This is a genomic window from Pseudomonas sp. ACN8 (genome assembly GCF_002303925.1).
Taxonomy (GTDB): domain Bacteria; phylum Pseudomonadota; class Gammaproteobacteria; order Pseudomonadales; family Pseudomonadaceae; genus Aquipseudomonas.
Genome location: NZ_MRCS01000025.1, coordinates 25,321 through 48,256, shown reverse-complemented (window position 1 = coordinate 48,256; position 22,936 = coordinate 25,321). Strand labels below are relative to the sequence as shown.

At 60.0% G+C, this 22,936-nt stretch carries 28 protein-coding genes; 11 read left to right on the top strand and 17 right to left on the bottom strand.

Annotated features, from left to right (window positions below):
- Window positions 1-76: 76 nt before the first annotated feature.
- Window positions 77-835, bottom strand: a complete 759-nt coding sequence (locus tag BSF44_RS15715) for a Nif3-like dinuclear metal center hexameric protein (protein ID WP_095944279.1) — start codon at window positions 833-835, stop codon at window positions 77-79.
- Between the two features lie 103 nt (window positions 836-938).
- On the opposite strand from BSF44_RS15715, the gene algW reads away from it, so the two are divergent.
- On the top strand, window positions 939-2,099 hold the full coding sequence (gene algW, locus BSF44_RS15710; protein ID WP_095944278.1) for a Do family serine endopeptidase AlgW: 1,161 nt from the start codon (window positions 939-941) through the stop codon (window positions 2,097-2,099).
- 61 nt (window positions 2,100-2,160) lie between these two features.
- Here the strand turns inward: algW and hisC are convergent, their stop codons facing one another.
- From hisC to BSF44_RS15660, 10 genes are all read right to left on the bottom strand, one after another.
- A complete protein-coding gene (gene hisC, locus BSF44_RS15705; protein ID WP_095944277.1) occupies window positions 2,161-3,213 on the bottom strand; it encodes a histidinol-phosphate transaminase in 1,053 nt (350 codons plus the stop codon).
- Window positions 3,214-3,215: 2 nt separating this feature from the next.
- Complete coding sequence (gene hisD, locus BSF44_RS15700; protein ID WP_095944276.1) at window positions 3,216-4,553, bottom strand: histidinol dehydrogenase; 1,338 nt, start codon at window positions 4,551-4,553, stop codon at window positions 3,216-3,218.
- Between the two features lie 125 nt (window positions 4,554-4,678).
- Window positions 4,679-5,314, bottom strand: a complete 636-nt coding sequence (hisG, locus tag BSF44_RS15695; protein WP_008018703.1) for an ATP phosphoribosyltransferase — start codon at window positions 5,312-5,314, stop codon at window positions 4,679-4,681.
- 128 nt (window positions 5,315-5,442) lie between these two features.
- Entirely contained in the window at window positions 5,443-6,708 is a 1,266-nt protein-coding gene (gene murA / locus BSF44_RS15690) for a UDP-N-acetylglucosamine 1-carboxyvinyltransferase (protein WP_095944275.1), read from the bottom strand.
- A 22-nt stretch (window positions 6,709-6,730) separates the two neighbouring features.
- Window positions 6,731-6,970 (bottom strand): BolA family protein, encoded by a 240-nt coding sequence (locus BSF44_RS15685; RefSeq protein WP_020796650.1) that lies wholly within the window; start codon window positions 6,968-6,970, stop codon window positions 6,731-6,733.
- Between the two features lie 114 nt (window positions 6,971-7,084).
- The gene (locus BSF44_RS15680; RefSeq protein WP_095944274.1) at window positions 7,085-7,390 is read right to left on the bottom strand and encodes a lipid asymmetry maintenance protein MlaB; all 306 of its coding nucleotides are present in this window, start codon (window positions 7,388-7,390) and stop codon (window positions 7,085-7,087) included.
- On the bottom strand, window positions 7,387-8,040 hold the full coding sequence (locus tag BSF44_RS15675) for a phospholipid-binding protein MlaC (protein WP_095944273.1): 654 nt from the start codon (window positions 8,038-8,040) through the stop codon (window positions 7,387-7,389). The genes BSF44_RS15680 and BSF44_RS15675 overlap by 4 nt, the downstream gene beginning before the upstream one ends.
- A gap of 11 nt (window positions 8,041-8,051) precedes the next feature.
- Complete coding sequence (gene mlaD, locus BSF44_RS15670) at window positions 8,052-8,519, bottom strand: outer membrane lipid asymmetry maintenance protein MlaD (RefSeq protein WP_095944272.1); 468 nt, start codon at window positions 8,517-8,519, stop codon at window positions 8,052-8,054.
- Window positions 8,519-9,316: a lipid asymmetry maintenance ABC transporter permease subunit MlaE gene (gene mlaE, locus BSF44_RS15665; RefSeq protein WP_095944271.1), complete on the bottom strand. Its 798-nt coding sequence runs from the start codon at window positions 9,314-9,316 to the stop codon at window positions 8,519-8,521. Before mlaE ends, mlaD begins: the two co-directional genes overlap by 1 nt.
- On the bottom strand, window positions 9,316-10,125 hold the full coding sequence (locus tag BSF44_RS15660; RefSeq protein ID WP_008001295.1) for an ATP-binding cassette domain-containing protein: 810 nt from the start codon (window positions 10,123-10,125) through the stop codon (window positions 9,316-9,318). Before BSF44_RS15660 ends, mlaE begins: the two co-directional genes overlap by 1 nt.
- Window positions 10,126-10,400: 275 nt before the next feature.
- Here BSF44_RS15660 and BSF44_RS15655 point away from each other — a divergent pair, with 275 nt between their 5' ends.
- From BSF44_RS15655 to BSF44_RS15610, 10 genes are all read left to right on the top strand, one after another.
- Window positions 10,401-11,375, top strand: coding sequence for a KpsF/GutQ family sugar-phosphate isomerase (locus tag BSF44_RS15655; protein ID WP_008046161.1), 975 nt, complete (start codon window positions 10,401-10,403; stop codon window positions 11,373-11,375).
- Window positions 11,375-11,899 carry an HAD family hydrolase gene (locus BSF44_RS15650; protein WP_095944270.1) on the top strand — a complete coding sequence of 175 codons (525 nt, stop codon included), beginning with the start codon at window positions 11,375-11,377 and terminating at the stop codon, window positions 11,897-11,899. Before BSF44_RS15655 ends, BSF44_RS15650 begins: the two co-directional genes overlap by 1 nt.
- Window positions 11,900-11,906: 7 nt before the next feature.
- Window positions 11,907-12,479, top strand: coding sequence for an LPS export ABC transporter periplasmic protein LptC (lptC, locus tag BSF44_RS15645; protein WP_095944269.1), 573 nt, complete (start codon window positions 11,907-11,909; stop codon window positions 12,477-12,479).
- The gene (gene lptA / locus BSF44_RS15640; RefSeq protein ID WP_095944268.1) at window positions 12,466-13,014 is read left to right on the top strand and encodes a lipopolysaccharide transport periplasmic protein LptA; all 549 of its coding nucleotides are present in this window, start codon (window positions 12,466-12,468) and stop codon (window positions 13,012-13,014) included. Before lptC ends, lptA begins: the two co-directional genes overlap by 14 nt.
- On the top strand, window positions 13,014-13,739 hold the full coding sequence (gene lptB / locus BSF44_RS15635; RefSeq protein ID WP_008054366.1) for an LPS export ABC transporter ATP-binding protein: 726 nt from the start codon (window positions 13,014-13,016) through the stop codon (window positions 13,737-13,739). The genes lptA and lptB overlap by 1 nt, the downstream gene beginning before the upstream one ends.
- A 246-nt stretch (window positions 13,740-13,985) precedes the next feature.
- Window positions 13,986-15,479 carry an RNA polymerase factor sigma-54 gene (locus BSF44_RS15630; RefSeq protein ID WP_095944267.1) on the top strand — a complete coding sequence of 498 codons (1,494 nt, stop codon included), beginning with the start codon at window positions 13,986-13,988 and terminating at the stop codon, window positions 15,477-15,479.
- 74 nt (window positions 15,480-15,553) lie between these two features.
- Entirely contained in the window at window positions 15,554-15,862 is a 309-nt protein-coding gene (gene hpf, locus BSF44_RS15625) for a ribosome hibernation-promoting factor, HPF/YfiA family (protein ID WP_007941242.1), read from the top strand.
- Window positions 15,863-15,874: 12 nt separating this feature from the next.
- Window positions 15,875-16,339, top strand: a complete 465-nt coding sequence (gene ptsN, locus BSF44_RS15620; protein ID WP_008046148.1) for a PTS IIA-like nitrogen regulatory protein PtsN — start codon at window positions 15,875-15,877, stop codon at window positions 16,337-16,339.
- A 2-nt stretch (window positions 16,340-16,341) separates the two neighbouring features.
- Window positions 16,342-17,199, top strand: a complete 858-nt coding sequence (gene rapZ, locus BSF44_RS15615; protein WP_095944266.1) for an RNase adapter RapZ — start codon at window positions 16,342-16,344, stop codon at window positions 17,197-17,199.
- Between the two features lie 15 nt (window positions 17,200-17,214).
- On the top strand, window positions 17,215-17,487 hold the full coding sequence (locus BSF44_RS15610) for an HPr family phosphocarrier protein (RefSeq protein WP_095944265.1): 273 nt from the start codon (window positions 17,215-17,217) through the stop codon (window positions 17,485-17,487).
- Between the two features lie 28 nt (window positions 17,488-17,515).
- On the opposite strand, the gene BSF44_RS15605 is transcribed toward BSF44_RS15610, so the two are convergent.
- From BSF44_RS15605 to pmbA, 6 genes are all read right to left on the bottom strand, one after another.
- On the bottom strand, window positions 17,516-18,409 hold the full coding sequence (locus BSF44_RS15605; protein ID WP_095944264.1) for a ZIP family metal transporter: 894 nt from the start codon (window positions 18,407-18,409) through the stop codon (window positions 17,516-17,518).
- Between the two features lie 31 nt (window positions 18,410-18,440).
- A complete protein-coding gene (locus BSF44_RS15600; RefSeq protein ID WP_095944263.1) occupies window positions 18,441-19,052 on the bottom strand; it encodes a superoxide dismutase in 612 nt (203 codons plus the stop codon).
- A 2-nt stretch (window positions 19,053-19,054) separates the two neighbouring features.
- Window positions 19,055-19,483, bottom strand: a complete 429-nt coding sequence (locus BSF44_RS15595; protein ID WP_095944262.1) for a hypothetical protein — start codon at window positions 19,481-19,483, stop codon at window positions 19,055-19,057.
- A 27-nt stretch (window positions 19,484-19,510) separates the two neighbouring features.
- Window positions 19,511-20,887, bottom strand: a complete 1,377-nt coding sequence (locus BSF44_RS15590) for an aspartate ammonia-lyase (RefSeq protein ID WP_095944261.1) — start codon at window positions 20,885-20,887, stop codon at window positions 19,511-19,513.
- Window positions 20,868-21,275 (bottom strand): FagA protein, encoded by a 408-nt coding sequence (locus tag BSF44_RS15585; RefSeq protein ID WP_095944260.1) that lies wholly within the window; start codon window positions 21,273-21,275, stop codon window positions 20,868-20,870. The genes BSF44_RS15590 and BSF44_RS15585 overlap by 20 nt, the downstream gene beginning before the upstream one ends.
- A gap of 250 nt (window positions 21,276-21,525) precedes the next feature.
- Window positions 21,526-22,872: a metalloprotease PmbA gene (gene pmbA / locus BSF44_RS15575; RefSeq protein ID WP_095944258.1), complete on the bottom strand. Its 1,347-nt coding sequence runs from the start codon at window positions 22,870-22,872 to the stop codon at window positions 21,526-21,528.
- Window positions 22,873-22,936 lie beyond the last annotated feature (64 nt).

Genomic DNA, 22,936 nt, shown 5'->3' with positions numbered 1-22,936 from the left:
ACGCTGGGAGCCTGACACCCTGCGGTGTTCTCAGGTTCATCGCGAGCGAGCTCGCTCCTACAGGGATGGCGTTTCGTCAGATCGGATTCGGGCAATCGATGAAGATGTGCTCCAGCGCAAACCGGCGAGCCAGATAATCCCCCAGCGCCTGAACGCCGTAGCGCTCGGTCGCATGGTGACCGGCGGCGATGAAGCTGATGTCGTTTTCCCGGGCGCTGTGGAAAGTTTGCTCGGAAGCCTCGCCACTGAGGTACAGATCGACACCGGCCAGAATGGCCTGATCGATGTAACCCTGGCCACCACCAGTGCACCAGCCGACGCGGCGGATCATGGCGCCGCCTTCGATCAACAGCGGCTCACGCCCCATCACCTCCTGGACGCGGCGAGCGAAATCCTGGGGCATCATCGGCTCGCTGAGTGAGCCGACCAGGCCGACAATCTTCAGGTTGTCGGGGTCCAGCGGACCTTCGACGGTGATGTCGAGCTGCCGCGCGAGCTGCACGTTATTGCCCACGTCCGGGTGCAGGTCCAGCGGCAGGTGATAGGACAACAGGCTGATGTCGTGCTTGAGCAGGGTCTTCAAGCGGCGCTGTTTCATGCCGGTGATGCACGGGTTCTCGCCTTTCCAGAAGTAGCCGTGATGCACCAGCACCAGATCGGCATTGGCTTCCACGGCCGCATCGAGCAAGGCCTGGCTGGCGGTGACGCCACTGACAATGCGCATCACTTGCGGACGGCCTTCGACTTGCAAGCCGTTGGGGCAATAATCGGCGATTCTGGCGCTGTTGAGGTAGCGGTCGGCTTCTTCAACCAGGGTGCTCAGGGCGACGGCCATAAAAGACTCCTAAATATCCCGTTCAGAGGCGCGTGCGGCCTCGTATAATGCGCGTCATTATGAGCGGTCTCATACCGCCTGCAACTCTCTCAGGAACTGCTTAATGCTCAAGGCGCTGCGTTTTTCCGGCTGGCCGCTGTTGGCCGGCGTGCTTGTCGCTCTTTTGATAATCCAGCGTTACCCGCAGTGGGTCGGGCTCCCGAGCCTCGACGTCAATCTGCAACAAGCGCCGCAAACCACCAGCATGCAGCTGGGCCCGGTGTCTTATGCCGAAGCGGTGTCCACCGCGGCGCCATCGGTGGTGAACCTGTACACCACCAAAGTCATCAACAAACCCAATCATCCGTTGTTCGAAGATCCGCAGTTCCGGCGCTTCTTCGGCGATAACTCGCCCAAGCAGAAACGCATGGAGTCAAGCCTCGGTTCCGGCGTGATCATGAGCCCGGAAGGCTACATCCTGACCAACAACCACGTGACCAGCGGCGCCGACCAGATCGTGGTGGCGCTCAAGGACGGCCGGGAAACCCTGGCGCGGGTGATCGGCAGCGACCCGGAGACTGACCTCGCAGTTCTGAAAATAGACCTGAAGAACCTGCCGGCGATTACCGTGGGGCGTTCCGACAACATCCGCATCGGCGACGTCGCGCTGGCCATCGGCAACCCGTTCGGCGTCGGCCAGACCGTGACCATGGGCATCATCAGCGCCACCGGGCGCAACCAGCTGGGCCTGAACAACTACGAAGACTTCATCCAGACCGATGCGGCGATCAACCCAGGCAACTCAGGCGGTGCGCTGGTGGATGCCATTGGCAACCTGACCGGCATCAACACGGCGATTTTCTCCAAGTCCGGGGGCTCCCAGGGCATTGGTTTCGCGATCCCGGTGAAGCTGGCGATGGAAGTGATGAAGTCAATCATCGAGCACGGCCAGGTGATTCGTGGCTGGCTGGGTATCGAAGTGCAGCCGCTGACTCAGGAACTGGCCGAGTCGTTCGGCTTGTCCGGGCGCCCGGGCATTGTCGTGGCGGGGATTTTCCGCGATGGTCCGGCACAGAAGGCCGGCCTGCAACTGGGTGATGTGATTCTTGCCATCGATGGTGAACCGGCCGGTGATGGCCGTCGCTCGATGAATCAGGTGGCGCGGATCAAGCCGACCGACAAGGTCGCGATCGAGGTAATGCGCAACGGCAAGGAACTCAAGCTGATGGCGGAAGTCGGCCTGCGTCCGCCACCGGCTCCGGTCAAAGATAAAGAAGAAGAGTAAGCAGCTCACACCGCCCTTTGTAGGAGCGAGCCTGCTCGCTCCTACAGGGGGAAGTGGCGTTTTAGAGATCGCCAAGGCCGTCGATCAGCGCCTGATTCTGCTCAGGCGTGCCGATGGAGATCCGCAGGAACTGGGCAATCCGCTCCTGCTTGAAGTGCCGGACGATCACGCCTTGCTCACGCAACTTCGCCGCAAGCCCCGCCGCATCGTACCGGGGATGACGGGCAAAAATGAAGTTCGCCGCCGATGGCAGCACTTCAAAACCCTTCTCCTCCAACTGTGCAACGACCTTCTCGCGATTCTCGATCACCAACCGGCAGGTCTTGTCGAAATACTCGCGATCCTCGAACGCCGCGGCAGCGCCGACATTCGCCATGCGGTCCAGCGGATAGGAGTTGAAGCTGTTCTTGATCCGCTCCAGCGCTTCGATCAGGTCCGGATGGCCGACCGCCAAACCAACCCGTAGACCCGCCAGGGAGCGGGACTTGGACAGGGTCTGGGTCACCAGCAGGTTCGGATAACGGTCCACCAGGGAGATTGCCGTCTCACCGCCGAAGTCGATGTAGGCCTCATCCACCACCACCACGGAATCCGGGCTGGCCTTGAGAATCTGCTCCACCGCCTCCAGCGCCAACAGGCAGCCGGTCGGTGCGTTCGGATTGGGGAAGATGATCCCGCCGTTCGGCCTGGCGTAGTCCGTCGGGTTGATCTGGAACTGCTCGTCCAGCGGCACCGCGTCGAACTTGATGCCGTACAACCCGCAGTAGACCGGGTAGAAGCTGTAGCTGATGTCCGGGAACAGCAGCGGCTGATCGTGCTGCAGCAAACCGTGGAAGATGTGCGCCAGCACTTCATCGGAACCGTTGCCGAGGAACACCTGGTTGCTCCGCACGCCATAGTATTTGGCGACCGCGTTCTTCAGCAGATCGCTATTGGGGTCCGGGTACAGGCGCAGGTTGTCATTGAGTTCGGTTTGCATCGCAGCCAAGGCTTTCGGCGATGGACCGTACGGGTTTTCGTTGGTGTTGAGTTTCACCAGCTTTGCCAGTTTTGGCTGTTCGCCCGGCACGTAAGGCACCAGATTCTTGACGAACGGGCTCCAGAATTTACTCATGTTCACTCCCCCTGCTCTTCATTAAAGAGCTCGTCAACGATGCGGTATTCGGCGCTGCGAGCGTGAGCGGTCAGCGACTCGCCACGGGCCAGCACGGAAGCGGTCTTGCCCAGTACGGACGCGCCCTGCTCGGAGCAGAAGATGATCGACGAACGTTTCTGGAAGTCATACACGCCCAGCGGCGAAGAAAAGCGCGCAGTGCCGGAGGTCGGCAACACGTGGTTGGGACCTGCGCAGTAGTCGCCCAGGGCCTCGGAGGTGTGACGCCCCATGAAGATCGCACCGGCGTGGCGGATCTGCGGCAGCCAGGCTTGTGGATCGGCAACGGACAATTCGAGGTGCTCCGGCGCGATGCGGTTGGCCACTTCGATGGCTTGCTCCATGTCGCGAACCTTGATCAGCGCACCACGGCCATTGATCGAGGTTTCGATGATCGCGGCGCGTTCCATGGTTGGCATCAGTTTGGCGATGCTGGCGGCGACTTTGTCGAGGAACTCGGCGTCGGGGCTGACCAGGATTGCCTGGGCGTCTTCGTCGTGCTCGGCCTGGGAGAACAGGTCCATGGCGATCCAGTCCGGATCGGTCTGGCCGTCGCACACCACGAGGATCTCGGAGGGACCTGCGATCATGTCGATACCGACCTGGCCAAACACGTGGCGCTTGGCGGTGGCAACATAGATGTTGCCCGGCCCAACGACCTTGTCGACCTTCGGCACGCTTTCGGTGCCGTAAGCCAATGCGGCAACGGCTTGAGCACCACCGATGGTGAACACGCGGTCGACACCGGCGATGCAGGCAGCGGCCAGCACCAGTTCATTGATTTCACCGCGCGGGGTCGGTACCACCATGACCACTTCGGTGACGCCGGCGACCTTGGCCGGAATCGCGTTCATCAATACCGACGACGGGTACGACGCCTTGCCGCCTGGCACGTACAGACCGGCGCGGTCCAGCGGCGTGACTTTCTGGCCCAGCACGGTGCCGTCGGCCTCGGTGTAGCTCCAGGAGTCCTGCTTCTGTTTTTCGTGGTAGCTACGCACACGAGCCGCGGCGACTTCCAGGGCTTCGCGCTGAGGCACGGAGATGCGGGTCAGCGCCAGCTCCAGACGCTCGCGCGGCAGAATCAGGTCGGCCATGGACTTCACGTCCAGGCCGTCGAACTGGCGGGTAAAGTCCACCAGTGCCGCGTCACCGCGCTCACGCACGGCCTTGATGATGTCCAGCACCCGCTGATTGACCGAGTCGTCAGACACACTTTCCCAGCTCAGCAGATGATCCAGATGATGCGCGAAATCCGGGTCAGCAGCGTTGAGTCGGCGAATTGCAGTCGGTGCGGTCATAGCGAGAGCCTCATAGGAATGGCAAAAACTCAGGCGCCCGAAGCTAGCACTCCATCCGCTTGGGCACCTGAGAATTCTGGCTATGAGGCGGATAGACGGGCGCGACTTAACGTCGCGCAGGTGAATCAGCCGCGGTGTCGAGACTCCACTGCCTTGCGCAGGGTGTCGATCAACGCCTGGATACGGGCGTGCTGCATCTTCATCGATGCTTTGTTGACGATCAGCCGGGAGCTGATGGCCGCAATGAAATCCTGTGGTTCCAGGCCGTTGGCCCTCAGCGTGTTGCCGGTGTCGACCACGTCGATGATCTTGTCGGCAAGGCCGATCAGCGGTGCCAGTTCCATCGAGCCGTACAGCTTGATGATGTCGACCTGACGACCCTGTTCAGCGTAATAACGCTTGGCAACGTTGACGAACTTGGTGGCGATGCGCAGACGCCCCTTGGGCTCGACTGCACCGACCTTGCCGGCCGTCATCAACTTGCACTGGGCAATTTGCAGGTCCAGAGGCTCGTACAGGCCCTGGCCACCATATTCCATCAGCACATCTTTACCGGCGACACCGAGGTCGGCGGCACCATGTTCGACGTAAGTCGGCACGTCGGTGGCGCGCACGATCAGCAGGCGTACATCTTCCTGGGTCGTGGGAATGATCAGCTTGCGGCTCTTGTCCGGATTCTCGGTCGGCACGATGCCCGCTTCAGCCAGAAGCGGCAGGGTGTCGTCAAGGATGCGGCCCTTGGACAGTGCGATGGTCAACATGGGAAACGTCAGTCCTTATCAAGGTACTCATGCCCGGTCGCAAATGGCGCCGGACACACATCGAGCCGGAAACCGGCTCGACTTTACAACAATTCAACGGGCACATCCTTATGCCCATGCAGCAGAAACTAGCCCGGTACGCGGCGGATCTTGGCGCCGAGCATCTGCAGTTTCTCTTCGATGCACTCGTAACCACGGTCTATGTGGTAGATGCGATCGATCAGGGTATCGCCTTCGGCGATCAGCGCCGAGATCACCAGGCTGGCCGAAGCACGCAGGTCGGTGGCCATGACTGGCGCGCCCTTGAGCTTTTCGATCCCGGTAACGATCGCGGTGTTGCCTTCGACCTGGATGTGAGCGCCCATGCGGTGCAGTTCGTAAACGTGCATGAAGCGGTTTTCGAAGATCGTCTCGATCACGGCACCAGTGCCTTCGGCAATGGCGTTGAGGGAGATGAACTGCGCCTGCATGTCGGTCGGGAACGCCGGGTACGGAGCGGTCCGCACGTTGACGGCTTTCGGACGCTTGCCGTGCATGTTCAGCTCGATCCAGTCTTCGCCGCAGGTGATTTCGGCACCGGACTCACGGAGTTTTTCCAGAACGGCTTCGAGGATAGTCGGATCCGTATCCTTGACCTTCACACGACCACCGGTCACCGCCGCCGCCACCAGGTAGGTGCCGGTTTCGATACGGTCGGGCATTACTTTATAAGTGGTGGTGTGCAGACGCTCGACGCCATCGATGGTGATGGTGTCGGTGCCGGCGCCGGAAACCTTGGCGCCCATGGCGTTCAGGAAGTTCGCCAGGTCGACCACTTCCGGCTCGCGCGCCGCGTTGGCCAGCACGCTACGGCCCTTGGCCAGGGCGGCAGCCATCATGATGTTTTCGGTACCGGTCACACTGACGGTATCGAAGAAGAAGTGCGCACCGCGCAGGCCGCCTTCAGGCGCCTTGGCCTTGATGTAGCCGCCTTCGACGTCGATGACCGCACCCATGGCTTCCAGGCCACGGATGTGCAGGTCAACCGGACGCGAACCGATGGCGCAACCGCCAGGCAAGGCGACTTCGGCTTCACCGAAACGGGCAACCATCGGGCCCAGCACCAGGATCGACGCACGCATGGTCTTAACCAGTTCGTACGGTGCGATCAGCGTCTTGATGGTGCGCGGGTCGATTTCGACGGCGAGTTTCTCGTCGATCACAGGTTCAATACCCATGCGCCCGAACAGCTCGATCATGGTGGTGATGTCGTGCAGGTGCGGCAGGTTGGCCACGGTCACCGGGCCATCGCACAGCAAAGTGGCAGCCAGGATCGGCAAGGCAGAGTTCTTTGCCCCGGAGATGCGGATTTCGCCGTCAAGACGAGCACCGCCAGTAATAATCAATTTATCCATAAGAATCTCGACGCCCTTGGGCTCAGGTGCGCTCGGCCCAGGCCGCGCTGCTGAAAAATTTCATAGTGACCGCATGGATGCTGCCATCGGTGATCCATGGGTTCAAATGGGCATAGACCTGCTGCTGACGCTTCACCGGGCTCAACGCCGCCAGTTCATCGCTAATCACGTTCAGCTGGAAATTGCAGCCTTCGCCCTCGACTTCCACTTTCGTTCCGGGCAGCTTTCCTTCAAGAAAGCTCTTAACTTCGTTGGCCTGCATGCTCAACCTCAATCGGCGCCCTGTGCGCGCGGGTCGGACATCATACAAAAAAGCCCCGCGCCTGCGAACCCCGCCAAGCAGGACTCGGACGGGGGGCTTGTTCATAGATGCGGGTTAGGGATGCGCCAACAGCTCGGTCAGCTCGCTGACCTGAGCGATTTCACGCATGTCTTCGGGCATCCCGTGGATGCTCAGGGTCTTGCCGGCTGCCTGCGCATCTCGGATAAAGCACAGCAGCAACGACAAACCGACACTGCTGGACTTGGTCACCGCCGAGCAATCGACCACCAGCGCCGCAGCCTTGCTGGCCTTGATCAGCGCCTTGCCCTGCTCGCGCAGGCCAGGGCCGCTGCGGTAATCCAGCACGCCACTAAGGAGCAGCTCGCCCGCTTCGTCCATCTGGACTGCCGACTCACTCATTGGGCTGACTGCTCCGGCTTCTTGTCGGTGGCTTCCTTGGCCTTGGCGACTTCCCCGGCCCAACCGTTGATGGTCTTGTCCAGGTCGTTGCCATTACGCTGCATCGCATCGGCGAACTGATCGCGGAACAGCTTGCCGATGTTGATGCCGTTGATGATGACGTTACGCAGCTTCCACTCGCCGTTGATCTTTTCCAGCGTGTAGGACACTGGATAGATCGCGCCGCTGCTGCCCTTGACGGTCATGCCAACGCTGGTACGGTCGCCCGACTCGTCTTTGGCCGGTTCAACGGTGATGCCCTGGTTGTTGTACTCCAGCAGGGCATTGCCGTAGAACTGGAACAGACCCTTCTTGAAGTTTTCTTCGAAGGTCTTCATTTGCGCAGGCGTAGCTTTCTTAGAGTATTTGACCGTCATGATGCTCTTGGAAATGCCCTCGGCATCCACAACCGGCCCGACGATGTTGTTCAGCGCCGTATAGAAGTCCTGCGGGTCCTGCTTGTACTTCTCTTTGTTTGCAGCCAGGTCCGCGAGCATACGGTTGGTTGTGTCCTGCACCAGATCGTGCGCCGAAGGCGCCGCCACGGCATGGGACACCAACGGAAACACCGCGAGCATTACCAACAGGCCACGTCGCAAGGTAGAGATCATTTAACTGTTCCTCATTTAGCTTCTTTGCTAACGGTATTGAGCAGGAATTTACCGATCAGGTCTTCGAGCACCAGCGATGACTGCGTGTCATGGATGGTTCCACCATCCTTGAGCAGGGTGTCTTCCCCGCCCACGCTGATGCCGATGTACTTCTCGCCCAACAGGCCAGCGGTCAGGATAGATGCAGTGGAGTCCGCCGGCAGATTATCGATGCGTTTTTCCAGCTGCATGGTCACCCGACCGGTGAAACTGTCGCGATCCAGATCGATGGCCGTGACCTTGCCGATGGTCACACCGGCCATGGTCACCTTTGCTCTGACCGTCAAACCGGCGATATTGTCGAAGTAGGCGTAAAGTTTATACGTGTCGGTGCTCGAAGTCGGGGACAGACCACTGACCCGCAACGCCAACAAGAGCAAAGCCAGGATGCCAGCCAGCAAGAAAAGGCCGACACCGATTTCCAGGGTGCGGTTTTGCATCAGAAATCTCCAAACATCAAGGCGGTCAGAATAAAGTCCAGGCCGAGTACTGCCAACGAGGCATACACAACGGTCTTGGTAGTGGCACGACTGATCCCCTCGGAAGTGGGTTCGCAGTCATAGCCTTGGAATACGGCGATCCAGGTCACGACAAAGGCAAAGACGACGCTTTTGACGATCCCGTTGAGTACGTCTTCGGTGAACGTCACGCTGTTCTGCATGTTCGACCAATAGGAACCTTCATAGACTCCCAGCCAGTCGACCGCCACCCACGAGCCGCCCCAGATACCCACCACGCTGAAAATCATCGCCAGCACCGGCAGGGAAATGAAACCGGCCCACAAGCGTGGCGCGATGATGTACTTGAGCGGGTCGACCCCGATCATTTCCAGGCTGGACAACTGCTCGGTGGACTTCATGTTGCCGATTTCGGCGGTCAACGCCGAACCTGCGCGCCCGGCGAACAGCAAGGCGGTCACCACCGGCCCCAGCTCACGCAGCAGCGTCAGCGCCACCATCTGCCCGACGGCCTGCTCTGAACCATAGCTGGAAAGAATGTTGAAGCCCTGCAGCGCCAGCACCATACCGATGAACACCCCGGAGACCACGATGATCACCAGGGACATCACGCCCACCGAATGCAACTGCTTGACCAGCAGCCCGAAGCCGCCACCGATACCGCCCCGGCCGAGCAAGGCATGGAACAGGAACAGGCTCGAACGCCCGAACACCGCCAGCACATCGATGCCGGCCTGGCCGAAGCGGCGAACGCGTTCTATCAATGAAATTCTGCGCATCAGCGCTTCCCCAGAAGATCTGCGCGGTAATCCGTCGCTGGAAAGTGGTACGGCACCGGGCCATCGGGTTCGCCGGTCATGAACTGGCGAATGCGCGGTTCATCCGAGTTCATCAACTCGTCCGGCGTACCCTGCCCCAACACCTGACCATCGCCCACCACATAAATGTAATCGGCAATGCTCGCGGTCTCGGCCAGATCGTGGGATACCACGATGCTGGTGATGCCCAGCGCATCGTTGAGCAAACGAATCAGGCGCACCAGAACGCCCATTGCGATGGGGTCCTGGCCGACAAACGGCTCGTCGTACATGAGGATCTGTGGATCGAGAGCGATCGCCCGGGCCAGCGCAACACGGCGCTTCATGCCGCCGGAAAGCTCGTCAGGCATCAGTTCGATGGCACCGCGCAAGCCCACGGCCTGCAGCTTGAGCAGGACGATGTCACGGATCATTTCTTCCGGCAGTTGCGTGTGAACCCGCAACGGAAAAGCGACGTTCTCGAAGACATCGAGGTCAGTAAACAGTGCGCCGCTCTGAAACAACACGCCCATGTGCTTGCGCGCATCGAACAGGTCGCTGCGCGACAGTTTCGGCAGGTTCTGACCGTTGACCCAGACTTCACCCTTGGTGGGCCGCAGCTGGGCGCCCATCAGACGCAGGAGCGTGGTCTTGCCACACCCGGAAGGCCCCATGATGCCGGTGACCTTGCCGCGCGGGATACGGATATCGACATTATTGAAAATGCTGCGCGCACCGCGCTTGAAGGACAGTCCCTTCAGCTCGACCGCGTAGGCGTTATCGGCACTCATCTAAACTCCTTGCGATGCAGCCTCTCACTTGGACGCCTGGCTTTCTGACGAAAGCACATACCTCCCGGGCAGGCCGAACTGGCGGCGAACTATATCACTGCAAAGGCTGCGCGCCCAAGGCCAAAGCCAGGACATGTTCAACTGCATGACAGCTTGAAAGCCCCGTTTAGAAGGTTTCCGGCAACAAGGATGACAATGCGCGACGAACTAGCGTGAGGGATTCGATCATAACCGCTATAATCGCCGCCTTTTCATCAGGCTATACGATTTCTGACATGAGCCAATCCAGCGACCTGATTCAATCGGCACAACGCACCATCCGCCTCGAGGTAGAAGCCGTGCAAGGCCTGCTACCCCATATCGACGCAGATTTCGTACGCGCTTGCGAGATGATTCTGGCCAGCAAAGGCCGCGTGGTCGTGGTCGGCATGGGTAAGTCGGGGCACATCGGCAACAAGATTGCCGCAACCCTGGCCAGCACCGGCACCACGGCGTTTTTTGTGCACCCGGCTGAAGCCAGCCACGGTGACATGGGCATGATTACCCGCGACGACATCATTCTGGCGCTCTCGAACTCCGGCTCCACCAATGAAATCGTGACCCTGCTGCCACTGATCAAGCGCCTGGGCATCCAGTTGATCAGCGTGACCGGCAACCCTGACTCGCCGCTGGCCAAGGCCGCCGAGGTCAACCTGAATGTTCACGTCGAACACGAAGCCTGCCCGTTGAACCTGGCACCCACTTCATCGACCACCGCCGCTCTGGTCATGGGCGACGCCCTGGCCGTTGCGCTGCTGGAAGCCCGCGGCTTTACCGCCGAAGACTTCGCCTTTTCCCATCCTGGTGGCGCCCTGGGCCGACGCCTGCTGCTGAAAGTGGAAAATGTCATGCACGCCGGGCAAGAGCTGCCGCAAGTACAGCGCGGCACCCTGCTGAAGGACGCGCTAATGGAAATGACCCGCAAAGGCCTGGGCATGACCGTGATCCTGGAAGCCGATGGAAAGCTGGCCGGGATCTTTACCGACGGTGACTTGCGTCGCACGCTGGACCGTAGCATCGACATCCATAGCGCTACCATCGACCAGGTCATGACTGCACACGGCAAGACCGCCCGCGCCGAGATGCTCGCCGCCGAAGCGCTGAAAATCATGGAAGACCATAAAATCAACGCGCTGGTCGTGGTCGACCGTGAAGACCGCCCGGTCGGCGCCTTGAACATGCACGACTTGCTGCGTGCGGGAGTAATGTAATGAGTGCGGACCTGCTGCAACGCGGCAAACAGATCAAGCTGGCGGTGTTCGATGTCGATGGCGTGCTGACCGACGGGCGCCTGTACTTCCTCGAAGACGGCAGCGAATTCAAGACGTTCAACACCCTCGACGGCCAGGGCATCAAGATGCTGATGGCCGCCGGCGTGCAGACCGCCATCATCAGTGGCCGCAAGACCCCGGTAGTCGAGCGGCGGGCCAAAAACCTCGGTATCCCGCACCTCTATCAGGGTCGCGAAGATAAACTGGTGGTACTCGATGAGCTACTGGCCCAACTCAACCTGAGCCATGAACAGGTGGCCTACCTCGGCGACGACCTGCCGGACCTGCCGGTGATTCGCCGCGTCGGCCTGGGCATGGCGGTGGCCAATGCCGCCAGTTTCGTGCGTGAACACGCTCACGGCATCACCCTCGCCCGTGGCGGCGAAGGTGCCGCTCGCGAATTCTGCGAATTGATCCTGCGCGCCCAGGACCGCCTCGATGCGGCCAATGCGGCGTACCTGTGAGCCCACTATGCTGAGCAAAAAGTTTCGCAACACCCTGATGTACAGTTGCATCGCGGCGATATTCGCCGCGGTTGGCTACTGGAACATCAGCCCGGAACGCTTCCTCGACAAGCCGGTAACGCCGGTCGATGAAAGCGCGATCGACTATTACGCCATCAACGCCCACAGCGTGCAGTACCTGCCCGACGGCAAGCTGCAATATGATCTGGTGTCCGACAAGGTCGAGCACCTCAAAGCGACCGAAGTGACATTGCTGACCAACCCCGACCTGAATGTGTTCCGCGGCACTGAATTCCCGTGGCACGTCCAGAGCCTGCGCGGCGAGGTCAACCCTGACGGCACACAGGTCGAACTGATCGATGACGTGCGCATCACGCGCTTCGACGAGAAAAACCGTAGAACCCTGATCACCAGCACCCGCATGACCGTGTTCCCGCAGCAGCAATATGCGCAGACCGAGCAAGACGTTAGAATCGACGGCGCTGGCGGTGTATCGACTGGCAAGGGAATGAAAGCGTATTTGAAAGAAAGCAGGATACACCTGCTATCGAACGTAAGAGGACAGTATGAGGCTCGTTAAAACCCTCCCGATTTTGCTCAGTCTGGGCGCAGCACTGGGAAGCGTGAGCGCCTGGGCTCTGCCGGAAGATCAACAGCAGCCTATCCGCATTCAGGCCGACGACGCCCAACTGGACGACAAGCAAGGCATTGCGACCTATAAGGGTGACGTGATCATCACCCAAGGCTCGATGAAGGTGACAGGCAACACCGTTACCATTACCCGCACCTCGACTGGCGACATTGACGTAGTGACCTCGGTGGGCAACCTGGCGTACTTCGAGCAATTGCAAACGGCTGGTGATACCAAGCCTGTTCAGGGCTGGGGCGTGACGATCCAGTATCACGCCTCGCAAAATCGCGTCGTGCTGATCGACAAGGCCAAAGTTGTCGACAAGGACAACAACGTCACCCAAGGCGAAAAAATTGTCTACGACACCGACAAGAAGCTCGCCAGCGCCGGTCGCGCCACGGGCAGCAAGATCACAGAGTCGCGCCCGCGCATCGACATGGTGATCCAGCCGAAGAAGAAAACCGACGAGAAAAAGGCCCAGTAATGGCAACTCTGAAAGCTCAGCATCTGGCCAAGAGCTACAAGAGCCGCCAGGTCGTGCGTGACGTCAGCCTGTCCATCGACAGCGGCCAGATCGTCGGCCTGCTTGGCCCGAACGGCGCCGGCAAGACCACCTGCTTCTACATGATCGTCGGCCTGGTACAGGCTGACCAGGGACGCGTCCTGATCGACGACCTGGACGTCAGCCACCAGCCGATGCACGGCCGTGCAAAAGCCGGTATCGGCTACCTGCCGCAGGAAGCATCGATCTTTCGCAAGCTGTCGGTGGCCGACAACATCATGGCCATCCTCGAGACCCGCAAGGAACTCGACAAGGCCGGCCGTCGCAAGGAGCTGGAAAGCCTGCTGCAGGAGTTCCACATCAGCCACATCCGCGACAACCTGGGCATGAGCCTGTCCGGTGGTGAGCGCCGTCGCGTGGAAATCGCCCGCGCCCTGGCCACCAACCCGAAATTCATCCTCCTCGACGAACCCTTCGCCGGCGTGGACCCGATTTCGGTCGGCGACATCAAGCAGATCATTCACCACCTCAAGGCCAAAGGCATTGGCGTGCTGATCACGGACCACAACGTTCGTGAAACCCTGGATATCTGTGAAACCGCCTATATCGTCAATGACGGCCAACTGATCGCCGAAGGCGACGCAGAGACCATCCTGGCCAACGATCTGGTCAAGGAAGTGTATCTGGGCCATGAGTTCCGCCTGTAAGCGCTGAGCTGTGCCCAGGCAGTCGCCCGGGCACCTGACCGGCCCACTCACCAGCGCCTCGTGCCGACAAGCGTCGTCAGCCCCCGACAAGGGCAGCGCAGCAACACAACTTTATAGTTTTTTATTGTTACAGCGCTCTAGGCAAATCCTTCAGTTTCAGGCATATAATTTGCTTAAGTTTGGCGCCCCGGCGCCCTGTAGTGGATGGCGCATGTGCGCCGGCGAATAAGGTGTTAAGCCCCTGCCATGAAACCATCGCTAGTCTTGAGAATGGGCCAGCAGCTGACGATGACACCGCAGCTGCAACAGGCCATCCGCCTGCTCCAATTGTCGACCCTGGACCTGCAACAGGAAATCCAGGAGGCCCTGGAGTCCAATCCGATGCTCGAACGCCAGGAAGAAGGCGACGACTTCGACAACTCCGACCCCTTGGCCGACAACGCCGAACAAAAGCCCAACACGGATATTCAGGAACCTTCCTACCAGGAAAGCGCCCCTACGGTTGATAACCTTGAGGAAGGCGACTGGAACGAACGCATTCCCAACGAACTTCCCGTCGATACTGCCTGGGAAGACGTTTACCAGACCAGCGCCAGCAGCCTGCCCAGCAACGACGATGACGAGTGGGACTTCACCACCCGCACATCGGCCGGCGAAAGCCTGCAGAGCCACTTGCTGTGGCAACTGAACCTGGCCCCGATGTCCGACACCGATCGCCTGATCGCCGTGACCCTGATCGACTGCATCAACAATCAAGGTTACCTGGACGAAACCCTCGAGGAGATCCTCGAAGCCTTCGACCCGGAACTGGACATCGAACTGGACGAAATCGAAGCCGTCCTGCACCGCATCCAGCAATTCGAGCCTGCCGGCATCGGCGCCCGCAACCTGGGCGAATGCCTGCTGCTGCAATTGCGCCAGCTGCCTGCCAAGACCCCTTGGCTGGCCGAGGCCAAGCGCCTGGTCACCGATTACATCGACCTGCTTGGCAGCCGCGACTACAGCCAGTTGATGCGTCGCATGAAGCTCAAGGAAGACGAACTGCGCCAGGTCATCGAACTGGTCCAGAGCCTCAACCCGCGCCCGGGCTCGCAGATCGAGTCCACCGAAGCCGAGTATGTCGTTCCTGACGTCATCGTGCGCAAGGACAACGAGCGCTGGCTGGTGGAGCTCAATCAGGAGTCGGTGCCACGGCTGCGGGTCAATGCCCAATACGCCGGTTTCGTGCGCCGCGCCGACACCAGTGCCGACAACACCTTCATGCGCAATCAGTTGCAGGAGGCCCGCTGGTTCATCAAGAGCCTGCAAAGCCGCAATGAAACCCTGATGAAGGTTGCCACCCAGATCGTCGAGCATCAGCGCGGGTTCCTCGAATATGGCGACGAAGCCATGAAGCCGCTGGTCCTGCATGACATCGCCGAAGCGGTCGGCATGCATGAATCGACGATTTCACGGGTGACCACCCAGAAGTTCATGCACACCCCCCGGGGCATTTATGAACTGAAGTACTTTTTCTCCAGTCACGTAAGCACCTCCGAAGGCGGCGAATGCTCGTCCACGGCGATCCGGGCGATCATCAAAAAACTGGTTGCAGCGGAAAATCAGAAAAAGCCGTTGAGTGACAGCAAGATCGCTGGTTTACTGGAGGCACAAGGCATTCAGGTGGCTCGCCGCACCGTCGCCAAGTACCGCGAATCCCTCGGGATCGCGCCTTCGAGCGAACGCAAGCGGTTGATGTAGAGCCACGCCACAGCGTTCCAGTGGTAGATCATCTGGTCTACCGCTTTATGCACTGGCAACGAAGGAGAAGCTGTATGCAAGTCAACATCAGTGGACACCAACTGGAAGTGACCGAACCTCTTCGCACCTACATCGGCGAAAAACTCGAACGATTGGAGCGACATTTCGACAAGATCACTAATGTGCAGGTCACGATGACCGTCGAAAAACTGAAGCAGAAAATCGAAGCCACGCTGCATATTCCCGGGAATGAAGTGGTCGCCAACGCGGAACATACCGATATGTACGCCGCGATCGACGCACTCACCGACAAGCTGGATAAACAACTCAAAAAGCATAAGGAAAAGACCCAGAGCCTCCTCCAGGGCGCAACCGGTCGTTAACACTCCCTACCCATGATCCGACTTGAAAGTATCCTGACCCCCGGCCGTTCCCTGGTGAACGTGCCGGGAGGCAGTAAAAAGAAAGCCCTCGAACAAATTGCCAATCTGATCGCCCGCGAAGTGCCGGCCCTGGAGATGCAAGATGTCTTCGAGGCACTGATCGCCCGTGAAAAACTCGGCTCCACCGGGTTTGGCAATGGCATCGCCATTCCACATTGCCGTCTCAAGGGCTGTGTTTCGCCCATCAGTGCATTGATGCACCTGGACGCCCCTATCGATTTCGACGCCATCGATGGCGCGCCGGTTGACCTGCTGTTCGTGCTGCTGGTCCCGGAAGCCGCCACCGATGCGCACCTTGAGCTGCTGCGCCAGATCGCCAGCATGCTCGACCGCAAGGAAGTGCGCGAAAAGCTGCGAAGTGCTGCAAGCAACGAAGCCCTGTATCAGGTTGTCCTGGACGAGCAAAACGGTCAGTAATCATGCGCTTGATCATCGTCAGTGGCCGTTCCGGCTCAGGTAAAAGTACCGCCCTCAACGTTCTTGAGGACAACGGCTACTACTGCATCGACAACCTGCCCGCCGGTCTGCTGCCGGAGCTGGCCGAACGCGCCCTGGTTCATACCGAGATGTTGCAGCCGCTGGTCGCCGTTTCCATTGACGCGCGCAACCTGCCCAGCCACCTGTCACGTTTCCCCGACCTGCTCGAGGAAGTCCGTGCCCGCCACATCAAGTGCGATGTGCTGTACCTGGACGCCGACGAAGAAACCCTGCTCAAGCGTTTCTCCGAAACCCGCCGACGTCACCCCCTGAGCAACGCCAACCGCTCGCTGGCCGAAGCCATCAACGTCGAGAGCGTCCTGCTCGGGCCGATTGCCGACCTTGCCGATCTCAAGATCAACACCACCAGCCTGAACCTGTATCAACTGCGCGATGCCATCAAACTGCGCCTGTTGAATCAGCCGGAACCTGGGACTGCGTTCCTGGTGGAGTCCTTCGGCTTCAAGCGCGGCATGCCGGTGGACGCCGACCTGGTGTTCGATGTGCGCTGCCTGCCCAACCCTTACTGGAAACCGGAGTTGCGCGAGCAGTCCGGGCTCGATCAACCGGTTGCCGAATACCTGGCGGCACAACCGGATGTCGAAGAGATGTTCCAGGACATTTCCACATACCTGCTAAAGTGGCTGCCTCGTTTTGCCGCCAGCAACCGCGCCTACGTCACCATTGCCATTGGCTGCACTGGCGGACATCACCGTTCCGTCTACCTGACCGAGCGTCTGGGGCAGACGCTGCAACAATCCCTGAAGAACGTCCAGGTCCGCCACCGCGACCTCAGCTAAAGGATTCACATCGCGATGCCTGCTCTGGAAATCGAAATCATCAATAAATTGGGCCTGCACGCTCGCGCTTCTGCAAAATTCGTTGGGGTGGCAGGTCAGTTCCCGTGCCAGATCCGGGCCGGTCGTACACCAGAGTCCATGGTCGATGGCAAAAGCATCATGGCGATGATGATGCTGGCCGCCGGCAAAGGCACCACGATCCACTTGAGCACAGAAGGCGAGCAGGAACAGGAAGCGCTGGAAGCGCTGGTGGCGCTGATCAACAACTACTTCGACGAAGGCGAGTAATACAACCACAAAAGCCCCTCGCCACAAATCAAGCGAGGGCTGTATCCATCACCATCATCAAACAGAACCCCATCAGCAGCCCGAGGCTGGCAAGCTTGTCATGACCATTGCGGCGCGACTCGGGAATGATTTCATGGGTCACCACCAGCAACATCGCCCCCGCCGCCAGCGCCAATCCCAAGGGCAACAGCAGCTCGGCCAGGCTTACCAGCCAGGCGCATAGCAGTGCAAACACCGGCTCGACCAACCCTGATGCGGCACCGATCAGGAACGCCTTGATCCTGGACATCCCTGCCCCGGCCAGTACCAAAGCGATGACCAACCCTTCCGGCACATCCTGCAAGGCAATGCCCATGGCCAGGCTATCGGCGTCAGGCATTGCGCCACCGGCCGAAACACCGACCGCCATGCCTTCGGGAATGTTGTGGGCAATGATCGCAAACACGAACAACCAGATGCGCGGAGCAATGACCGGTCGCTCCAGTGTGCCGACCAGTATGTCCGGGCTGGCCCCGGAGACCTTCCGATCCACCAGGAACAACCCGAACGCACCGAGCATAATGCCGAAGCTGATCAGCCCACTGGACGCCCAGGGTGACAGGCCAAGCCCTTCGGCGGCAGAGATGCCCGGAACGATCAGCGAAAATGCCGTCGCCGCGAGCATCACGCCAGCACCAAAGCCAAGCAGTGTGTCGCTGAGCACCTGCGGCATCCGGCTAATCACCAACACCGGCACCGCGCCCAGCGCGGTACCCAAGGCGCAGATCGCACCGCCTTGCAGTGCACGTAGCAGCTTCGGCTCAAGATCAAGCCATGCCAGCCCGTGGGCAACCAATAGGCTCATACCTGCCAGCAGTAACAGCGATCCAAACGCGTAACGAAACATCCGTCCACTTCCGATCGCCAGTGTTTCAGTGCCCATAGCCCAGCCTTGGATTTGTTTTTTAGAAGACTTAAACCAGTGCGGCCTGATAGCGCGCTGCGACTTGCGGCCAATTGATCACGTTGTAGAACGCGCTGATGTATTCCGGACGACGGTTCTGATAACGCAGGTAATAGGCGTGCTCCCAGACGTCGAGGCCCAGAATCGGGGTATTGCCGTTCATTAGCGGACTGTCCTGGTTACCGCTGCTTTCCACCACCAGGGTCTGTTGCGGGGTCACGCTCAGCCAGGCCCAGCCACTGCCGAAGCGGGTCAATGCAGCCTTGGTAAAGGCTTCCTTGAATCTGTCGAGGCCGCCCAGTTGTTCATCGATGGCCTTGGCCAGCGCACCTTCGGGCTCGCCACCGCCGCCGGGCGTCATGACTTCCCAGAACAGCGAATGGTTGGCGTGGCCGCCGCCCTGATTGATCACCGCGGCGCGAAGTTTTTCCGGCAACTGCTGAACGGCAGACACCAGCTTCTCCACGGACCAATCGGCATACTCGGTGCCCTCGACGGCCGCGTTGAGGTTGTTGATGTAAGTCTGGTGATGCTTGGTGTAGTGAATCTCCATGGTCTGCGCATCGATATGCGGTTCCAGGGCGTCGTAGGCGTACGGCAAGGCAGGCAGGGTAAAAGCCATGTTCAATGGACTCCATGATGATGAGGCGCAGACAAAGCGACATCGATGTGCAGCAGTCGATGGGTACGCGGATATTCGCCATGTTCACTGATGAAATTCAGCAGCTCGACGTAGGTCTTGCTGCTCTGGCGCAACGCGGCTTCTCGCAATGCCTGCGGCAGACGCGGGTCCTGCAGGGTCTGCAACAGCCGTTGATGGATGGCACACAAGTATTCGGCGCTCTCCTCCGGCTGGTTCAGACACAAGTGCAGGTCCGCCAGGTTGTGATGGGAAATCACGCAGGCCGCCACCGCTTCGTCGGCATCCGCCCAGCGCTCGAACAGCACCTGGGCCAGGGCCAACGCCTGCAGATACGCCTCGCGGGCATCGACCAGTTCACCCAGCATGAAAAAACGGTTGGCTCTTTCGATCGTGCGTTTCCAGTGCTCCATGGTGCGCCTCCAAAGCGGTAACGGGGCTTACACGCCGCCCGCGGTGAGTTTTTCCGGGTTGAGCAACTCTTCCAGCTGGCTGCGCGACAGATCGGTGTGTTCCAGCGCGACGTCAATCACCGGCCGGCCTTGCTGATAGGCCTTCTTGGCAATCTCGGCAGCCTTCTGGTAACCGATGACCGGGTTGAGCGCGGTCACCAGAATCGGGTTGCGTGACAGCGCTTCCTTGATCCGGCCTTCGTTGACCTTGAAGCTGGCGATGGCCTTGTCTGCCAGCAGACGGCTGGAATTGGCCAGCAACTCGATACTGCTCAACAAGTTCTGGGCGATGATCGGCAGCATCACGTTCAGTTCGAAATTGCCCGACTGACCGGCGATGGTGATCACGCTGTCGTTGCCGATGACCTGAGCCGCGACCATCGCGGTGGCCTCGGGAATGACCGGGTTGACCTTGCCCGGCATGATCGAAGACCCCGGCTGCAAGGCTTCCAGCTCGATCTCGCCAAGGCCGGCCAACGGTCCGGAGTTCATCCAGCGCAGGTCGTTGGCGATTTTCATCAGCGATACGGCGGTGGCTTTTAGCTGCCCGGAAACGGCAACGGCAGTGTCCTGGGAGCCGATCAGTGCGAACAGGTCCTTGCCTGGCTGGAACTCAACATGGGTCAATTTGCTTAGCTGCCGGCTGAAACGCGCCGCGAACTCGGGGTGGGCGTTGACACCCGTGCCCACCGCCGTACCGCCCTGGGCCAGGGATTGCAGGCTTGGCAGCAAGTCCTGCAGATGGCTGATGTTGGCCCTGAGCTGCTGCGCCCAACCATTGAGCACTTGGCTCATGCGCACCGGCATGGCGTCCATCAGGTGTGTGCGCCCGGTCTTGACGTGGCGATGAACCTGCCCGGCCTTGCGCTCGATGACCTGCACCAGATGCGTCAGCGCCGGCAGCAGTTGTTCATGGAGCGCCAGTGCTGCGCTGACATGAATGGTGGTCGGGATGATGTCGTTGCTGCTCTGCCCGCAGTTGACGTGATCGTTGGGGTTCACCGCCTCGCCAAGCAAGCGGCTGGCCAGCGTGGCGATCACTTCATTGGCGTTCATGTTCGAACTGGTGCCGGAACCGGTCTGGAAGACATCCACCGGGAAGTGCTGCATGAAATCGCCTTCGAGCAAGCCTTGGGCCGCATCGACGATGGCTTTGCCCTGGGCTTCGCTGACCTGCTTGAGCTCGACGTTGGCGCGGGCGGCCGCTGCCTTGGCAAGGATCAACGCGCGGATGAACTGAACCGGCATCGGTTTGCCGCTGATCGGGAAGTTATCCACTGCACGCTGGGTCTGTGCGCCGTAGAGGGCGTCTTCCGGGACCTGAAGCTCGCCCATGCTGTCGCGCTCAATACGTGTCTTGTTCATCAGAAAATCCTTGCACCAGTTCAGTAAGAGGAATCGAGGGCTGCAACTCGCAGGTAGCAAGTTGCCAGGTGTAGCTTTGCCAACGCTTGAGGCGGCATTTGCACAACGAAAGGCGTTCCAGTTCGCGCAGCGGGCGCCAGGCCTGGTCGAGACAGTAGGTGCGCCAGTACCACGGCAGCGCGACATCGGCAGCGGTATCGAGCAACAAACGGAAAGAAGTTTCGGCGACGGTCCAGGGTGAGGTGGCCGTGCAACACGCCAGATACCGGCCTTCGGCCAGGTAGTGATCGATCAGGCGAGGCTCATCGGGGTTCATCGCGCAACGGATCTGGCGACTCATCCAGCGCCAGCTTTCGAGGTAAGGCTGCTCGTGCAAGGCAGAACTCATGATCCGGGGCTCATTCGATAATGAGATTTATTATTAAATGATAATGAGAAACAAAACAATACCGAAAAAATACAACAGGGTCATTGTGGGAGCGAGCTTGCTCGCGATGGCGTCATCACTTTCAACATTGATTTCGTCTGACGCACCGCTATCGCGAGCAGGCTCGCTCCTACAGGGGAACTGTGTTGTAGCCAATAAAAAAGACGCGCCACCCAATGGGTGGCGCGCCTTTTGGTGAAGCGGCCGAGGCTTAGCTGCCCGCCACCGTCATCCGCTCGATCAGCACCGAACCGGTGCGAATGTTGCTGCGCAACTCAAGATCGTTACCCACGGCAACGATCTGTTTGAACATGTCGCGCATGTTCCCGGCGATGGTCACTTCCTGCACCGCGAACTGGATTTCGCCATTCTCGACCCAGTAACCCGCCGCACCACGGGAGTAATCGCCGGTCACCATATTGAGGCCCTGCCCCATCAATTCAGTCACCAGCAAGCCACGCCCCATGCGCCGCAGCAAGGCGGCCTGATCTTCGTCGCCATGGGTGACGAACAGGTTGTGCACGCCGCCGGCGTTTGCCGTGCTCGGCATGCCGAGCTTGCGGCCGGAATAGGTGCCGAGGATGTACGACACCAACTCGCCCTTTTCGACGAACGGTTTGGCGTAGGTTGCCAGACCATCACCGTCGAACGCGGCGCTGCCCATGGCACGCATCAGATGCGGACGCTCGTCGATGGTCAGCCACTCAGGAAACAGCTTCTGCCCGAGGGTCCCCTCAAGGAACGAAGACTTGCGATACAGGCTGCCGCCGGAAATCGCCGACAGGAAACTGCCGAACAGCCCCCCGGCCAACTCTGCGGAAAACAGCACCGGCACCTCGCAAGTCGGCACCGGACGCGCGCCCAGACGGCTCGCCGCCCGTTGCGCGGCGCGCTGGCCGATGCTCACCGGGTCGGCGAGCAGATTGCCCTGGCGGTTCACGTCGTACCAGTAATCGCGCTGCATCTGACCATCGGCCTCGGCGATCATCACGCAGCTCAGGCTGTGACGAGTCGAGGCGTAACCGCCGATAAACCCGTGGCTATTGCCATAAACGCGGCAGCCCTGATGGGTACTGAGGGTGGTGCCGTCGGCGTTCTTGATCCGGCTGTCGGCAGCAAACGCCGCGGCTTCGCAAGCCAGGGCCTGTTCGATGGCTTGTTCCGGAGTGATGTCCCATTGGTGGAACAGGTCGAAATCCTGGATTTCCCGCGCCATCAGTGCGGCATCCGCCAGGCCCGAGGCTTCGTCTTCAGAGGTGTGCTTGGCGATGGCCAGTGCTGCGGCGACTGTCTCGCGGATCGCATCAGGACCGCTGGCCGAAGTGCTGGCGGAGCCTTTGCGCTGGCCGACGTACAAGGTGATGCCGAAGCCCTGATCACGGTTGAATTCAACGGTTTCGACTTCACGCTGACGCACCGTGGTCGACAAGCCCTGCTCCAGGGACACTGCCACTTCACAGGCACTGGCGCCCTGGCGCTTGGCTTCAGCGATGATCTGCTCGACTTGTTCCTGCAGTGCCGGCAACGCTTGTGGGCCGACGCTTTCAACTGCACTCATGCTGTTCTCCACTCAAATTCTGCTTTCGGTGACGGTCATCGAGCGACCGGGCCGGACAAGCGGC

Bases quoted from the DNA above. Each gene is read 5' to 3' on its own strand.
- BSF44_RS15715 (WP_095944279.1), bottom strand. From the start codon at position 835: ATGGCCGTCGCCCTGAGCACCCTGGTTGAAGAAGCCGACCGCTACCTC.
- algW (WP_095944278.1), top strand. From the start codon at position 939: ATGCTCAAGGCGCTGCGTTTTTCCGGCTGGCCGCTGTTGGCCGGCGTG.
- hisC (WP_095944277.1), bottom strand. From the start codon at position 3,213: ATGAGTAAATTCTGGAGCCCGTTCGTCAAGAATCTGGTGCCTTACGTG.
- hisD (WP_095944276.1), bottom strand. From the start codon at position 4,553: ATGACCGCACCGACTGCAATTCGCCGACTCAACGCTGCTGACCCGGAT.
- hisG (WP_008018703.1), bottom strand. From the start codon at position 5,314: ATGTTGACCATCGCACTGTCCAAGGGCCGCATCCTTGACGACACCCTG.
- murA (WP_095944275.1), bottom strand. From the start codon at position 6,708: ATGGATAAATTGATTATTACTGGCGGTGCTCGTCTTGACGGCGAAATC.
- BSF44_RS15685 (WP_020796650.1), bottom strand. From the start codon at position 6,970: ATGCAGGCCAACGAAGTTAAGAGCTTTCTTGAAGGAAAGCTGCCCGGA.
- BSF44_RS15680 (WP_095944274.1), bottom strand. From the start codon at position 7,390: ATGAGTGAGTCGGCAGTCCAGATGGACGAAGCGGGCGAGCTGCTCCTT.
- BSF44_RS15675 (WP_095944273.1), bottom strand. From the start codon at position 8,040: ATGATCTCTACCTTGCGACGTGGCCTGTTGGTAATGCTCGCGGTGTTT.
- mlaD (WP_095944272.1), bottom strand. From the start codon at position 8,519: ATGCAAAACCGCACCCTGGAAATCGGTGTCGGCCTTTTCTTGCTGGCT.
- mlaE (WP_095944271.1), bottom strand. From the start codon at position 9,316: ATGCGCAGAATTTCATTGATAGAACGCGTTCGCCGCTTCGGCCAGGCC.
- BSF44_RS15660 (WP_008001295.1), bottom strand. From the start codon at position 10,125: ATGAGTGCCGATAACGCCTACGCGGTCGAGCTGAAGGGACTGTCCTTC.
- BSF44_RS15655 (WP_008046161.1), top strand. From the start codon at position 10,401: ATGAGCCAATCCAGCGACCTGATTCAATCGGCACAACGCACCATCCGC.
- BSF44_RS15650 (WP_095944270.1), top strand. From the start codon at position 11,375: ATGAGTGCGGACCTGCTGCAACGCGGCAAACAGATCAAGCTGGCGGTG.
- lptC (WP_095944269.1), top strand. From the start codon at position 11,907: ATGCTGAGCAAAAAGTTTCGCAACACCCTGATGTACAGTTGCATCGCG.
- lptA (WP_095944268.1), top strand. From the start codon at position 12,466: ATGAGGCTCGTTAAAACCCTCCCGATTTTGCTCAGTCTGGGCGCAGCA.
- lptB (WP_008054366.1), top strand. From the start codon at position 13,014: ATGGCAACTCTGAAAGCTCAGCATCTGGCCAAGAGCTACAAGAGCCGC.
- BSF44_RS15630 (WP_095944267.1), top strand. From the start codon at position 13,986: ATGAAACCATCGCTAGTCTTGAGAATGGGCCAGCAGCTGACGATGACA.
- hpf (WP_007941242.1), top strand. From the start codon at position 15,554: ATGCAAGTCAACATCAGTGGACACCAACTGGAAGTGACCGAACCTCTT.
- ptsN (WP_008046148.1), top strand. From the start codon at position 15,875: ATGATCCGACTTGAAAGTATCCTGACCCCCGGCCGTTCCCTGGTGAAC.
- rapZ (WP_095944266.1), top strand. From the start codon at position 16,342: ATGCGCTTGATCATCGTCAGTGGCCGTTCCGGCTCAGGTAAAAGTACC.
- BSF44_RS15610 (WP_095944265.1), top strand. From the start codon at position 17,215: ATGCCTGCTCTGGAAATCGAAATCATCAATAAATTGGGCCTGCACGCT.
- BSF44_RS15605 (WP_095944264.1), bottom strand. From the start codon at position 18,409: ATGGGCACTGAAACACTGGCGATCGGAAGTGGACGGATGTTTCGTTAC.
- BSF44_RS15600 (WP_095944263.1), bottom strand. From the start codon at position 19,052: ATGGCTTTTACCCTGCCTGCCTTGCCGTACGCCTACGACGCCCTGGAA.
- BSF44_RS15595 (WP_095944262.1), bottom strand. From the start codon at position 19,483: ATGGAGCACTGGAAACGCACGATCGAAAGAGCCAACCGTTTTTTCATG.
- BSF44_RS15590 (WP_095944261.1), bottom strand. From the start codon at position 20,887: ATGAACAAGACACGTATTGAGCGCGACAGCATGGGCGAGCTTCAGGTC.
- BSF44_RS15585 (WP_095944260.1), bottom strand. From the start codon at position 21,275: ATGAGTTCTGCCTTGCACGAGCAGCCTTACCTCGAAAGCTGGCGCTGG.
- pmbA (WP_095944258.1), bottom strand. From the start codon at position 22,872: ATGAGTGCAGTTGAAAGCGTCGGCCCACAAGCGTTGCCGGCACTGCAG.